Annotated in this window: 11 protein-coding genes; 6 read left to right on the top strand and 5 right to left on the bottom strand. The window is 75.0% G+C overall.

What is annotated here, in order from left to right:
* The first annotated feature begins 25 nt into the window (after positions 1 to 25).
* Positions 26 to 1,162 (top strand): phosphoserine transaminase, encoded by a 1,137-nt coding sequence (gene serC / locus BJ999_RS06625; RefSeq protein WP_179832463.1) that lies wholly within the window; start codon positions 26 to 28, stop codon positions 1,160 to 1,162.
* A 49-nt stretch (positions 1,163 to 1,211) separates the two neighbouring features.
* On the opposite strand, the gene BJ999_RS06620 is transcribed toward serC, so the two are convergent.
* Positions 1,212 to 2,114 carry a class II glutamine amidotransferase gene (locus BJ999_RS06620; RefSeq protein WP_179832462.1) on the bottom strand — a complete coding sequence of 301 codons (903 nt, stop codon included), beginning with the start codon at positions 2,112 to 2,114 and terminating at the stop codon, positions 1,212 to 1,214.
* Between the two features lie 178 nt (positions 2,115 to 2,292).
* On the opposite strand from BJ999_RS06620, the gene BJ999_RS06615 reads away from it, so the two are divergent.
* From BJ999_RS06615 to BJ999_RS06605, 3 genes are all read left to right on the top strand, one after another.
* Positions 2,293 to 2,922: a prepilin peptidase gene (locus tag BJ999_RS06615; protein ID WP_179832461.1), complete on the top strand. Its 630-nt coding sequence runs from the start codon at positions 2,293 to 2,295 to the stop codon at positions 2,920 to 2,922.
* Positions 2,923 to 3,162: 240 nt separating this feature from the next.
* Positions 3,163 to 4,176, top strand: coding sequence for a hypothetical protein (locus BJ999_RS06610; RefSeq protein ID WP_179832460.1), 1,014 nt, complete (start codon positions 3,163 to 3,165; stop codon positions 4,174 to 4,176).
* 152 nt (positions 4,177 to 4,328) lie between these two features.
* On the top strand, positions 4,329 to 6,443 hold the full coding sequence (locus BJ999_RS06605) for a hypothetical protein (RefSeq protein ID WP_179832459.1): 2,115 nt from the start codon (positions 4,329 to 4,331) through the stop codon (positions 6,441 to 6,443).
* Here the strand turns inward: BJ999_RS06605 and thpR are convergent.
* The 3 genes from thpR to BJ999_RS06590 all read right to left on the bottom strand — a co-directional run bounded on the left by thpR (position 6,380) and on the right by BJ999_RS06590 (position 9,294).
* A complete protein-coding gene (thpR, locus tag BJ999_RS06600) occupies positions 6,380 to 7,003 on the bottom strand; it encodes an RNA 2',3'-cyclic phosphodiesterase (RefSeq protein WP_179832458.1) in 624 nt (207 codons plus the stop codon). The two genes, BJ999_RS06605 and thpR, sit on opposite strands and share 64 nt — an antisense overlap.
* Before the next feature lie 114 nt (positions 7,004 to 7,117).
* A complete protein-coding gene (locus BJ999_RS06595) occupies positions 7,118 to 8,395 on the bottom strand; it encodes an MFS transporter (protein WP_179838360.1) in 1,278 nt (425 codons plus the stop codon).
* Between the two features lie 428 nt (positions 8,396 to 8,823).
* Positions 8,824 to 9,294, bottom strand: coding sequence for a MarR family transcriptional regulator (locus BJ999_RS06590; protein ID WP_179832457.1), 471 nt, complete (start codon positions 9,292 to 9,294; stop codon positions 8,824 to 8,826).
* A 101-nt stretch (positions 9,295 to 9,395) separates the two neighbouring features.
* On the opposite strand from BJ999_RS06590, the gene BJ999_RS06585 reads away from it, so the two are divergent.
* Both BJ999_RS06585 and BJ999_RS06580 read left to right on the top strand, forming a co-directional pair.
* A complete protein-coding gene (locus BJ999_RS06585) occupies positions 9,396 to 9,968 on the top strand; it encodes a TetR-like C-terminal domain-containing protein (RefSeq protein WP_179832456.1) in 573 nt (190 codons plus the stop codon).
* Positions 9,969 to 9,972: 4 nt separating this feature from the next.
* On the top strand, positions 9,973 to 10,233 hold the full coding sequence (locus BJ999_RS06580) for a DUF2530 domain-containing protein (RefSeq protein WP_179832455.1): 261 nt from the start codon (positions 9,973 to 9,975) through the stop codon (positions 10,231 to 10,233).
* Between the two features lie 6 nt (positions 10,234 to 10,239).
* Here the strand turns inward: BJ999_RS06580 and BJ999_RS06575 are convergent, their stop codons facing one another.
* On the bottom strand, positions 10,240 to 13,248 hold the full coding sequence (locus BJ999_RS06575; protein WP_179832454.1) for a sacsin N-terminal ATP-binding-like domain-containing protein: 3,009 nt from the start codon (positions 13,246 to 13,248) through the stop codon (positions 10,240 to 10,242).
* Between the last annotated feature and the right edge of the window lie 2 nt (positions 13,249 to 13,250).

Raw genomic sequence — 13,250 nt, 5'->3', positions numbered from 1 at the left:
CCGCAGGTCAGATAGCCTCGTGTGAGTGACCGACAGCGCGAATCCCACCATCGACATTCCCGCCGATCTCAGGCCCGCCGACGGCCGTTTCGGGTGCGGTCCCTCCAAGGTCCGTCCCGAGCAGCTCGCCGCCCTGGCCGAGTCCGGCTCGACCTACATGGGCACCTCGCACCGGCAGAAGCCGGTGAAATCCCTCGTCGGCCGCGTCCGGGAGGGGCTGGCCGAGCTCTTCTCGCTGCCCGAGGGGTACGAGGTCCTGCTCAGCAACGGCGGCACCACGGCCTTCTGGGACGCGGCCGCGTTCGGCCTCGTCCGCCAGCGGTCGCAGCACCTGACCTTCGGCGAGTTCTCCAGCAAGTTCGCCAAGGTCACCACGGGCGCGCCCTGGCTGGGGGACCCCACCGTCATCTCCGCCCCGCCCGGAACGCACCCCGAGGCGTCCGCCGAGGCGGACGTGGACGTCTACGCGCTCACCCACAACGAGACCTCGACCGGCGTCGCCATGCCGATCAAGCGCCCGGCGGGCACGACCGCGCGGGACGGCCTCGTCCTGGTGGACGCCACGTCCGGCGCGGGCGGCCTCCCCGTGGACGTGTCCGAGACCGACGTCTACTACTTCGCTCCGCAGAAGTGCTTCGCGGCGGACGGCGGCCTGTGGGTCGCGCTCGCGTCCCCGGCGGCGCTTGAGCGGATCGACGAGATCGCCTCGTCCGACCGGTACGTCCCGGAGTTCTTCAACCTGAAGACGGTCGTCGACAACTCCGCCAAGGACCAGACGTACAACACCCCGGCCGTGGCCACGCTGCTGCTGCTCGCCGAGCAGATCGAGTGGATGAACGGGCAGGGCGGCCTCCACTGGACGACGTCCCGCACGGCCGACTCGTCCCAGCGGCTCTACACGTGGGCCGAGAAGACGTCGTACACGACGCCGTTCGTGGTCGACCCGGCGCAGCGCTCGCAGGTCGTCGGCACGATCGACTTCAACGACGAGGTGGACGCGGCGGCCGTGGCCAAGACGCTGCGCGCCAACGGCATCGTCGACACCGAGCCGTACCGCAAGCTGGGCCGCAACCAGCTGCGCATCGGCATGTTCCCCGCGATCGACCCGGCCGACGTCGAGGCGCTGACCGCCTGCGTCGACTACGTCGTCGAGCGCCTCTGAGACGAGCCGGAGCCCTCGGGGGGGCCACGCCGCTCCCCCGAGGGCCGGTTCAGGCGACGGTCAGCAGACCGCCGGTGCCGCCCGCCCGTTCCACCACATGGTGGAGCAGGCCGGCCTGGTCGGCCGCGGTGTCGGCCGGAGTGAAGCCCGTCCAGACGCGCGGGTCCATGTCGGTGTCCCGCGCCGTGGGCACGAAGTCCGCCGTCGCGAGGACCTCGGGCAGGTCGCGGCGCCCGGGCCGGCGCTCCATGCCGACCTTCAGATAGGTGCCCTCGCGCAGCAGCACGACGGTGGCGAACCGGACCCGGGTGTGCCGTTCGACCTCCCGGAACCAGCGCGGGTTGGACCCCCAGTAGATGTTCTGGTCGGTGTCCACGGCCATCGCGAGCGGGCTGAGCGCGCCGCGCGCCAGGTGCACCTCGGTGGGGCGGTCGCGCTCGACCCATGCCAGCGCGACCCGTCCGACCAGGGCCTGGAGGACGCCGGTGATCTCGGCCGGGGCCCGGCGGCCGGCCAGCAGCTGGAAGATCGGCTCGCTGTCGGTGACGCCGGACGCGGGCGGCGGCGCGAACCGCTTCCGCAGGCCGGCCACGTCGATGTCGCCGTTGTGCGTGCCGACGACCGTGGCCGACCGCCCGGGGACGACCATGGGGCTGGCGTTGGCCGCCTCCGCCGGGGATCCCTGCGTGGCCCATCGAGTGTGCCCGATGGCCACGGCCGCGCGGTCCAGCCCGGACAGGAACTCCGGCCGCCAGACCCCCGAGAACCGGCCGCGTCCCTTCACCACCCGGCAGCCCCCGCCGCCGAGCCCCGGCGGGGCGCCGATCAGCGCCAGGCCGGCCGAGTCGGTCCCCCGCTCCTCGGCGAGCGCGCCCAGCATGACGAACACGTCCGACGCCCGACCCGGGTCGGCCGCGAACGGCGAGCGCACCACCCCGAACAATCCGCACATGCAGGATGAGATGCAGACCAGGGCCGGACGGTTCGAGGCGACCGGAGCACCGATTGGGTCCGGGGGCCCATGTGCGGGGTCCGGTGCGGCCGATTGAATGGGCGTTGGGCCCCCCGCCGCCGGTATCCGTCCGGTCAGGTGCCGGGGCGCGGTAGAGGACGGATCGGGGCGAGGGTCGATGGTCGCGTTGGTGCTGGTGCCCGTCGGGCTCGTCGTCGGCCTGCTCGCGGCGCCGCTGGCGGCGCCGTACGTCGGTGACGTCCCACGCCGGCACCGCGTCGTCCTGGGCCTGGTCACCGCGGCGCTCTTCGGCGTGCTCGGGTGGCGGGTCGGGTTCGAGCCCGTCCTGCCCGCGCTGCTGTACCTCGCGGCCGTGGGCACGCTCCTGGGCTTCATCGACGTCGGCGTCAAGCGGCTGCCCGACCGGTTCACGCTCCCCTCCTACGGCATCGCGCCGGCGCTCCTCGCGGCGGCCGCGCCGTTCACCGAGGACGGCCTGCAGCGGTGCGAGCACGCGCTCGTCGGCATGGCCGCACTGTTCGCCCTGTACTTCGCGCAGGCGCTCGCGGTCCCGTCCGGGATCGGGCTGGGGGACGTCAAGCTGTCCGGCGTGCTCGGCCTGTACCTCGGCTGGTTCGGGCAGGACGCGTGGGTCGTCGGCCTGCTGGTGACCTACCTGCTCGGCGGCCTCGTGGCCGTGGGCATCATGATCGTCCGCCGTTCACGCAAGGGCGAGTTCCCGTTCGGCCCCTCCATGCTCGCCGGTGCGCTCGTCGCGGTGCTGTCCTTCGCCGCCGCGACCGGCTGAGGCGGCGGCCGGGCCCGGAGCTCGGAGAGAGCCGGGACGGGCGGGATGAGATGCAGATCATGGGCGGACGGTTCGAGGCGGCCGGGAGGCCGAATAAGCTCGGGGCGTGAACCGCGCGCCCCAATGGCTGCTGCCCACCGTGCTGACCGCGCTCATCCTGGCCGTGGTCGTCGGGGCGCTGCTGGGCTGAGCGGCGCGGATCAGGTGATCGTCGGGGCGCGGAACGGGGATGATCGATCCATGTCAGCACGCCGGGCCGCCGTCCGCGCGGGCGCCGCGCTCGTCCTCGCCGGCGCCCCGGTCTGCCTGCTCTGCCCCTCCGCCTCCGCCGGCACCCGCCGCGACGACGCGGTCGCCTTCACGATCAAGGACCTTCGGATCACCGAGTCCAGCGGGCTGGCCGCCAGCGCACGGCACCGGGGCGTCGTGTACACCCACAACGACTCCGGCGGCGTCCCGAAGGTCTACGCGCTGGGCCCGGACGGGCGGGTCGCCGCCGTGCTCACGCTCGCCGGCGCGGGAGCCCGCGACTGGGAGGCGATGGCGATCGGCAAGGACGGCCGCGGCCGTCCGGCGATCTTCGTCGCGGACATCGGCGACAACCTCGGCGGCGCCTGGCCCTACGTGACCGTCTACCGGATCCCGGAGCCGACGCGGCTGGTGAGCCAGACGCTCCAGGCGACCCGGTTCCGGATCAAGTACGAGGACGGGCCGCGCAACGCCGAGACCATGATGATCAATCCGCGCACGAACCGGCTCTACATCGCCAGCAAGCTGTTCGGCGGCAAGGTCTACGAGGCTCCGGCGCGGCTGCGGACCGGCGGCTTCAACGTGCTGCGCAAGGTCGGGGACGCCCCGGCGATCGCGACCGACGGCGCGTTCGCCCCCGACGGGCGGACCTGCGTCATCCGCACCTACTTCGGCGCCCGCCTGTACTCGGTCGGCGCCGACGGCCGTCCCGGCAAGACGATCAAGTCCCTCGACCTGCCCCGGCAGGTGCAGGGCGAGTCGGTGACCTACACCCCCGACGGGAGGTCGCTGCTGGTGGGGTCCGAGGGCAGGAGCCAGCCGGTCTACCGGCTGCCGCTGCCGGAGGAGGCGCGCCCGTCCCCGGCGTCCTCCCCCGGGAACGCGGGCGCGGGGAATGACACCACGGGCGGCCACCGGGACGCGACCAACACCCGGATGGCGCTGTTCCTCGCTCTCGCGATCGCGGCGGCGGTCGGCTACGGCCTGCTGCGGCGACGGCGGTGAGAGCACGGTGGCGGGACTCACGTGTCCGGTGAGACTCATATGACGGCAGTGGAGCCCCGACCTGACCGGCGCGATGGATGTCGGTTCCGGAGGGCGACCGGATCGTGGAAGGGGGCGACGGTCCCGCGGGGACCCGTGTGAGGATGCGGACTGTGGAGCATGAGCTGGTGGGCCTCGCGGGATCCGGCGGCCGGTGGCGCCCCGTCGCCGCGGGTCCGTTCACCGTCCTCGCGGTGGCGCTGGCGCTGCTGCCGATCAGGCCGGTGTGGCTGTGGGCCGCGCTGATCGGCGCCGTCGCCGCGTTCCCGTGGCTGCTCGGCGCGATCCCGGAGGCGCGCCGCCGCCGCCCGCGCCCGTACTGGCGGCTGTCGGCGGCCGGTCTGGAACGCGTCGGCCGCGGCGGGCTGACGATGGTCTCCTACGAGCGGTCCCGGATCGACGGCCTGGCCATCACCACCGGTGACGGCGTCCTGACCGTCTTCCACCGCTTCGGCCGCACCGCCGTGGGCGGGATGACGGCGATGGGCCTGGAGCCGCTCGCGGTGTTCGTGGCGGCCCGCAGGCTCGGCATCCCCATGCACGTCCTGGACGGCGAGGCCACCGACCTGCTCGACCCGGCGCTCGACGAGGCCCTGCGCGTCTCCGGGCTGGAGGACGACGTCCCCGGCGGCGGCCCCCTCCCGCGCGACCACGCGGCCGAGAAGCGCCTGCTGGACCAGGAGGCGGCCCTGCTGGCGGCGGCGCACGAGCCGCCCCCCGAGACGCCCTCCCGCCGCGCGCCCCGCGCGACGCCCGACGAGCAGCGGCTGGCCACGCCGGAGCCGCTCCCGAGCCGCCGCCGGATCATGTTCCTCGGCGCGCTCACCGCCCTGCTCGGCGCCGTCATGATCGTCCGGATCGCGCTGGACGGGACGGGCGAGTTCGGCGCCCGGCTCGCCGCCGGCTGCTGGGCCCTCGCCGCGATCGGCGGCGTCCTCGCGGCGCGCCGGCGGCTGCTGCGGGCCGCCCAGGTCCGCTGGACGATCACGGCGGAGCGGCTGCGGGTGCGGGCCCGCCCCGGCCGCCGCCGCGAGACCCAGGACCTGCGCGCCGAGAACGTCGCCGCGGTCGTCGTCGGGCCCGGCCTGCGCCTGGACCCGGTGAGCGGCGAGCCGCGCCGCGCCGACCTCGCCGCGCTGGCGTTCGGGCACCGGCTGGAGCTGGTCGCCCGGCTGCCCGCGCACGGCCTGGACGGCTTCCAGCTCGCGCATGCCCTCGACGACCACGGCTACCGCGTGATCACCCCCGGGGCGGGGGCGCCGCGCCGTCCCGACTACGGGCTCGAAGGACTGCCGGAGATCTTCGCGCAGGTGCCCGGCGGGCGCCTGGTCGTCGAGGGCGACGGGCTCGGCTGGGCCGACGCCGCCGGCGACGTGGTGCTGAAGATGCCCCAGGACCGCATCGGCGGCATCGAGCTGCTGACCGTCTCCGGGCACGCCTGGATCCGGTTGTACGACTCCGACGGCGACGAGTTCTTCTCCGCGCCCCTGTCGGCGCTGCGGATCTCCCGCACCGACCTGCGCGACTCCGCCCGCCGCGCCGGGCTCCCGGTCAACGACGCCGAGTACGACGCCTACCTGAGCGCCGCGTTCCACTCGGCCATGTCCTCGCTGTCGGCCCCCGACCCCGAGCCCGCCGCGGCCCTGTCGGCGCAGGGCGTCGCGCACGAGGGCGCGGCGCCCCAGCCGGAGCCGTCCGAGGAACCCGGTTTCGTCTTTCCCGTCCACACTCCGCCCAGCCCGGTGACCGCGCCGGGAACGGTCCTGGACGCGACCCGCAGGTCCCGCGTCGGCACCTACGGGATGAGCGTCCTGCTGTGCGAGGCGGTGGCGCTGCTGGGCGCGGTGTGGCTCGGCCCCGACCTGGGCGGGTTCAACACCACGGCGATGTGGTCGATACCGGCCGGGCTCATGGTCGGGCTTCTCGGCTACTGGCTGTACGACCGCAACCGGTCGCAGCTGCGCGTGTCGTCCGCCGGGGTCGCCGTCATCACCCGGCGCGGCCGGGTCGAGTGGGACCTGGCCCGCGACCGCCTCGGCGGCGTCGGCATCGACGACGCGGTCGAGAGGATGCCCCGGCTGGTGGTGTGGGGGCCGTCCGGGCGGGTGCTGCGCCAGATCACGTTCCCGCCCGACCTCGCCGAGCTGCGCCGCGCCTGCGAGCGCTACGGCGTCCCCTGGGGCCCTCCGGACGCCGACCGTCCCGCCCCTCCGCCGCCGGAGCTGTGACGCAGCGGCCACGTCATCAGCGGCTCGTACGCCAGCTCGGTGTTGTCCTTGCCGGGCAGGTGGCTGCGCATCAGGTGGACCGAGTCCGCCGTCCACGGCATGCCCGCGAACGATGACAGCGCCTCGACGAGCGACCGCACGTCCACCGGGCGCCGCGACCGCGCCAGCGTCATGTGCGGGCGGAAGCCGCGGTGCTTGTCGGGGATCGTCCCGACGCGGCGGCCCGCGGCGGTGGTGGAGGCGGCCAGCCTCGCCAGGGCGCGGCGGTCGCCGTACAGGCCCGTCCACAGGACTCGGGCGTGCGCGCCGTTGCCGGGGAACGCGCCCGCGCCCGCCAGCGACAGCGTCATCCGCTCGTGGCGGCGGACGGCGCGTTCCAGCCTCGGGAGCAGGCGCTCCAGGGTGCGGTCGTCGACCTCGTCGAGGAACGTCAGCGTGACGTGCATCAGATCGCGCCGGATCCAGCGCAGCTCGGAGACCGTGCCGAGATGGGGCCGGACGGCCTCCGCGAGCTCGTCCAGGACGTCCGGCGGCGGGACGAGCGCCACGAAAAGCCTCATGAACGCTTCCACAGGGCCACCCCGCCAGCCTTTCAGCAGCCGGCGTTCCTTGTCACGCAAATAGGGCCAACCGAATCGCCCCACCCGGCCGGTCTTATGGGCCGCGCGCGACCTTTACCGCTCGGCGACCCGGGCGCGGCGGAACCGGGCCCGGGCGGGACGCGCGGCCGTGCGCTCGTCCGCCGTCCCCCTCTGCTCGTCGGTCCTCCACCGCAGGGCCAGGGCGCCCACGGCGAGGGCGGCGACCACGGAGATCAGCCCGCCGAGGACGAGGGAGGCCCGCGCGCCGAAGTGCTCGGCCAGCCAGCCGACCGCGGGCGCGCCCAGCGGGTTCGTCCCGAGGAAGACCAGCATGTAGAGGGCCATGACGCGGCCGCGCATCTCGGGCGCGACACCGAGCTGGACGGACGCGTTCGCCGCCGTCATGATCGTCATCATCGCGATCCCGGTCGGCACCAGCAGCGCCAGGAACGACCAGTACGTCGGCATCAGGCCGGTGAGGACCTCCAGCGCCCCGAACGCCAGTCCCATCGCCACCAGCAGCCGCAGCCGGGGCCGGGCGACCCTGCGGGCGGCCAGCAGGGCGCCGCCGAGCGCGCCCAGCGCCAGCATGCTGGACGCCAGGCCGAAGGCGGAGGCGTCGGTGTGGAAGACCTGCTTCGCCACCAGGGCGACCGTGGTGCTGAAGTTCATGCCGAACGTCGCGAGGAAGCCGATGAGGATGAGCACGAGCATCAGGTCTCGGCGCCCGCGCACATAGCGGAGCCCCTCCCGAAGCTGGCCCTTGGCGCGCTTGACGGGGGCGGCCTGGCTCAGCTCGTCCGTCCGCATGGCGTAGATGCCGAACAGGACGGCGCCGAACGACGCGGCGTTCACCAGGAAGACCGGCCCGGTGCCGATCAGCGCGATCAGCACCCCGGCGACGGCCGGGCCGAGCAGCCGTGCGCCGTTGAAGGTGGCGCTGTTCAGCGCGATCGCGTTCGGCAGGTCGCGCCTGCCGACCATCTCGACCACGAACGACTGGCGGGTCGGGTTGTCCACGACGGTCGCGACGCCGAGCCCGAACGCCAGCACGTACACGTGCCACACCTGCGCCGTGCCGGAGATCGCGAGGAGGCCGAGGACCAGCGCGAGCAGGCCCATCGACACCTGCGTCAGCATCAGCACGCGGCGTTTGGAGTAGCGGTCGGCGATGATGCCGCCCCACAGGCCGAACAGCAGCATCGGCAGGAACTGCAGGCCGGTCGTGATGCCGAGCGCGGTACCGCTGCCGTGGGCGAGATCGAGGACGAGCCAGTCCTGCGCGATCCGCTGCATCCAGGTCCCGGTGTTGGAGACGACCTGGCCCGCGGTGTACAGGCGGAAGTTGTGGTTGCGGAGGGAGCGGAACATGCCGGCGCGGCCCTCGGGCTCCCCTGCGGGCGTCTCGGCGGGGTCGGGCCGTTCCGGGCCCGTGGTCTCGGGGGCGGACGGTGCGGGCGCGGGCTCCGGAACGTCCGCCACGGCCTCGTGGAACGTTCCGGCCTGGTCCGTCACGGTCACGGAGGGGGCGGCGTCCGGGCGCGCGGCGGGGCGGGCGGACGCATGGGGGGCGGGGCGGCGACGGCGGGAGCGGGCAGGACTCGCGATGGCGGCGGCCCGGGCCGGATGTGCGGCCCGCCGCCCGCGGGCGCCGCGCGTCGCGGTCCCCTCGGGTTCGTCGGGGGTTTCGTTAGCAGAAGTCATTACCAAGGCTAACGGTAATCGCCCCACCCGCATTCCGGCAAGTGCGACGAACTTGACCAAGCCAACCTCGACCCCCGCGAGCCGCACGAGCGAGGTCAGGAACGGCTGAGTTTGTCGATGACGGGGGCTGCGCGGCGGAGGATCTCCCGCTCCTCGTCGGTCAGCTCGCCGAGGCGCATGGCGAGCCAGGCCTCCTTGCGGCGGCGCTCGTCGGCGAGCAGGGCGGCGCCCTCCTCGGTGGCGTTCAGCACGACCTGGCGCCCGTCGGTCGGGTGCGGGCTGCGCGCGACGAGCCCCCGCTCCTCCAGGTAGGCGATGACGCGGGTCATCGAGGGCGGCTGCACCTTCTCGTGGTCGGCCAGCTCGCGGGGCGTCATCGACCCGTGCCGCTCGATGGCGGCGAGCGCGGCGAACTGCGTGAGCGACAGCGGGCTCGGGCCGCCCTCGCCCGCCGCGGACGGCCGCAGCGTGCGCAGCCGGCGCGACAGCCGCGCGATCGAGATGCGCAGCTCCTCGGCCAGCCCGGGCGCGGACGCCGTACGGCCGCGGATCGGTGGCATTGTCATCGTCTTCGGTCTCCTGTGCTGCCCATGCTGCCACGCCGCCACTTGACACTGTCGCTAACCTCATTAGCCTTGCAGCTAAAGAGTCATAGAGGAGGGTCGCGATGCCCCGTATGGGACTGTCGCCCGACGCGGTCGTGGACGCCGCCGTCGCCGTCGTGGACGCCGAGGGCCCCGGTGCCCTCACCCTGGCGGCGGTGGCGGGAAGGGCCGGGGTCGCGACACCCTCCCTGTACAAGCATGTCCGCAATCTCGCCGAGTTGCGACACCTGGTGACCGCGCGCGTCCTGGAAGAGCTCGCCGGACGGCTCGGGGAGGCCGCGCTCGGGCGGTCCGGCGACGACGCCGTCCGGGCGCTGATGTACGCCTACCGGGCGTACGTGGTGGAGCATCCGGGCCGCTACGGGGCGATGGAGCAGACGGCGGCCCCGGAGGGCGGCTCGGTGGGCGACGCCGCGGAGCGGCTGCTGAACATCCTGTACGGGGCCTTGCGCGGCTACGCCCTGGAAGGGCCGGAACTCGTCCACGCGGCGCGCTGCCTGCGCTCGGCCGTCCACGGGTTCGCCGTCCTGGAGGCGGCGGGCGGTTTCGGACTGCCCGCGGACCTGGAGGCCAGTTATGAGCTGCTCATCACGATGGTCATCGGCGGACTGGCGGGCCGGGGCCGCGTAGCCTGACGGCATGAGCCCTCCGCGCCGCCCGGATCCGCCGCCGATGCAGACCAACGACGTCCGCATCGCGGCCGCCGGGGCGCTCGCCTGGGCGGTGGCGCTCGTCGTGCTGCTGATCGTCGGACTGCCGGCGGAGGACCGCTGGTGGCTCTGGGTGTGCTGCGCCGGCATCGTGATCGGGCTGTTCGGCGTGTGGTACACCCCGAGGCTCCAGGCCGGGCGGGCCCGGCAGGAGGCCGACCGCGCCGCCAAGCGCGAGGCGTCCCGCTAGGCCCCGCTAGGGCTCCAGGTCGTCCTCGGCGAGCAGGAGGGGCAGGGTCTCGGGGGCGCGCAGGACGGCCTCCAGCAGGAGCCGGTCGCCCCAGTTCCCGGTGGACCAGGCGAGCGCCCGCGCCAGGCTGGCGACGCCGCTCGCGTGGACCCGGCCGTCCCTCGTCCACCACGGGACGTCCTGGCCGTCCACGACGAGGCGCTCATGGGCGAGGTAGTCGGCGGGGGCGTCGGGCAGGACCGCCCTGACGGCCTCGGGGACGGAACGCCTCTCGCCGTCCGACTCCACGAGGCCCGGGATCTCCTCCCCGGCGAGCGGCAGGTCCAGGAGTTCGGCGAGGCGCGCGTCGCGGCCCTGCGCCGCGATGACGAGGGGCTGCCCTTCGAGGAGGGGGAGGACGTCCGGGCCGTCGAGGACGAGGGCGTCCGCCGCGTCGGCCACCTCGACGCCGCCGTCCACGACCGCCCGCACACGGTCGGGCGGTTCGACGGCCGCGTCCGGGGCGTCGGCCAGCGCCGTCCAGAGCCCGCCCAGCTGGGCCCGCCCCACCGACCGCCGGGCATCGCCCAGGCGATCGAGCAGTTCCTGCGCGCCCCCGGGCTCGTCGAGCAGTTCCACCAGTGACGTGCGGACGCCCAGGGCGAGCAGGAGGTGCTCGTCCAGGCCCTGCGGCGCGACGTCGTAGAGCCCTGCCAGCGCCTCGTCGCCGCCCAGGCGGAACTCGCCGGGCCTGCGCCCGTCCAGAACGGGACGGCGGCTCAGCCACCACGCCGTGTAGGACGGGACGGCGACACGCCGCCCGTTGTGCAGGGCGGCATGGGCGGGATCCACGATCGCGGACCGCCACGGCGGTGCGGCGAGAACCCTGAGCGCCGCCGCCCAGTCGTCGACGAGTTCGAGGTCGCGGACCGCCGTGAACTCGGGCACGAGCGGCGGGAGGTCCTGCTCGCCGATCCGGCGCAGCACCTCGTCCGCCCACAGGTCCTCGTCGTCGAGGTCGAGGCTCTCGGCCTCGTCGGCGAGGCCCGTGAGATTGACGTCCTCGGCCTTGGCCAGCGCGAACCCGTCCAGGACGCCGGCGGCCATGAGCGTCTCCGCGCCCCACCGCTCCAGGACCTCGCCGTCCACGACGCCGAACGGCGCGTCATCGGCCATGAGCCCCCGCAGCGGGCTCTGCGGCAGCAGCAGCTCGCCCGCCGGGTAGAGCTCGCCGTCGTCGCCGGGCAGGGCCAGCTCGGCCAGCCACGGCTCGTCGCCGGGATCGGCGTGCGCGGCCGCGACCAGCCCCAGCACGGCCTCGGCGACCGCGTCGGGATCGTCGGCGTCGAAGGACTCCTCGACGGCCGCCCGCACGGCGGCGTCCGCCAGCACGGCCCGCGGCCCCGCCTCGACCGCGCCGAGCCGCGCCAGGATCGGGTGCACGGCCTCCGGGTGGACGAAGCGCAGCCCCAGCGCGTCCAGGCCCGCGGGATCGACGCCGTCCGCGATCAGCAGCCCGCGCGGCCCCCGCACCACGCGCCCCGCCCCACCCGCCAGCGGCACCGGGAGAGCCCCCAGCGCCTCCGTGGAGGCCCCGGCGAGCGCCTCGTACACCCGGTGCCACCACGCCGGTTCCCGGTCCACAGCGGCCAGCTCGTCGATCACGTCGGCCAGTTCGACCCGGCGCACGCCGAGCGCCGCCAGCGCCGGGCTCCGCGCGGGCCACTCCGGCGGCAGCAGGCCGCCGACGACCACGTCCGTGTCCCCCTCGATGCCCTTCTCGATGTCCTTCTCGACGTCCCCCCTGGCGTCCCGGCCGCCGAGCACCTCGACGAACGCGGCGGGCGCGTCCACGGCGACCGCGTCGCGCCCCCGCGTCCGGTGGGGCAGGACGGGCGCCTCCGGGAGCCGTTCCCGGATCCCCCGCCGGATCCGCGCGTCCAGCTCGGCGGCGGCGATCGGCCCCGGCACGAGCTCCAGCACCCTCGGGGAGACGGGCAGCTCGCCCAGCAGCCGCACATAGGCGCCGGCGGCCCGGTCGACGAGGAAATCGGTCAGCGCGCCGGGCGCGACGTGCCGCCGGTCAGGCGCGAGCGGGAACGACGCTATGAGCAACGCGGGCAGGTCGAGGCGCTCATCGCTCGGCGTCGGCGCGTGCAGCACGCTGGGCGTGCCCTCGGGCAGCCCGTCCTCGGGCAGGGCCCACCGCACCTGCCAGAACGGCCGCCCCCGCTCCTCCACGGGACGGTCCCGCAGGAGCGCCGCGGGGATCTCCCCGTGCTCCTCGACCGTCCGCCACAGGCCGCCGTCGATGGCCACCTCGCCCGGGGCGCGCCGTTCGGCGGTCAGCGTCCGGACGTCCCCGTCGACGTCGACCTCGACGTGCTCAAGCGCGGGCAGCGCCAGCAGGAGCGCCGCCCCCACCTGCCGGAGCTGCCTCCGGACCGGCTCGACCGCGTCGTCCCGCAGCGGCAGCCGCACGACGGTGTCGAAGCCCGCCGGGACCTCGGGGGCCCGCTCCAGGGCGAACGGCAGGCGCAGCAGCGGCACGTGCCCGCCGCGCCGCCCCAGCTCCTCGGCCAGGCCCGCGATCCCCCCGACCAGTTCCCTGGCCCGCGGCAGCGACCACTCGACGCCCGCCGTCCCGGACGCGACGGCCGGGGTGTCGCTCACGGCGACGACGGCGGCGAAGCCCACGCCGAAGCGGCCGGCGGCGGCCGGCTCGTCGCGCTTGGCCGAGGCGCGGAGCGTCGAGAGGGCCTCCACGCCGGCGGCGTCCAGCGGCGCGCCCGTGTTCGCCGCGATCAGCAGCGGCTCCCCGCCGGTGCGCAGCGTCAGCCTGAGGCGGCCGGGCGCGGCGGCGCGCCGGGCGGCGTCGGCGGCGTTCTGCGCCAGCTCGATGACGACGCGGTCGCGGTAGCCGCCGAGCGCGTGGTCCTCCTCGGCGTTGGCGTCCTCGCGGAAGCGCGCCGGGGACTCGGCCCAGGCGCGCAGGACCCGCTCACGCAGCGCCCGCGCGCCGAACTCGTCCTCCATGG

It is taken from the genome of Actinomadura citrea (genome assembly GCF_013409045.1).
Taxonomy (GTDB): domain Bacteria; phylum Actinomycetota; class Actinomycetes; order Streptosporangiales; family Streptosporangiaceae; genus Spirillospora; species Spirillospora citrea.
Note: the sequence above shows the minus strand (reverse complement) of the source record. Positions and strands in the feature narration are given on the sequence as shown.

Excerpts from the sequence above, each read along its gene's own strand:
- BJ999_RS06585 (WP_179832456.1), top strand. The coding sequence starts at position 9,396 with ATGCCCCGTATGGGACTGTCGCCCGACGCGGTCGTGGACGCCGCCGTC.
- BJ999_RS06575 (WP_179832454.1), bottom strand. The coding sequence starts at position 13,248 with ATGGAGGACGAGTTCGGCGCGCGGGCGCTGCGTGAGCGGGTCCTGCGC.
- BJ999_RS06580 (WP_179832455.1), top strand. The coding sequence starts at position 9,973 with ATGAGCCCTCCGCGCCGCCCGGATCCGCCGCCGATGCAGACCAACGAC.
- thpR (WP_179832458.1), bottom strand. The coding sequence starts at position 7,003 with ATGAGGCTTTTCGTGGCGCTCGTCCCGCCGCCGGACGTCCTGGACGAG.
- BJ999_RS06595 (WP_179838360.1), bottom strand. The coding sequence starts at position 8,395 with ATGTTCCGCTCCCTCCGCAACCACAACTTCCGCCTGTACACCGCGGGC.
- BJ999_RS06610 (WP_179832460.1), top strand. The coding sequence starts at position 3,163 with ATGTCAGCACGCCGGGCCGCCGTCCGCGCGGGCGCCGCGCTCGTCCTC.
- BJ999_RS06620 (WP_179832462.1), bottom strand. The coding sequence starts at position 2,114 with ATGTGCGGATTGTTCGGGGTGGTGCGCTCGCCGTTCGCGGCCGACCCG.
- BJ999_RS06590 (WP_179832457.1), bottom strand. The coding sequence starts at position 9,294 with ATGACAATGCCACCGATCCGCGGCCGTACGGCGTCCGCGCCCGGGCTG.
- BJ999_RS06615 (WP_179832461.1), top strand. The coding sequence starts at position 2,293 with ATGGTCGCGTTGGTGCTGGTGCCCGTCGGGCTCGTCGTCGGCCTGCTC.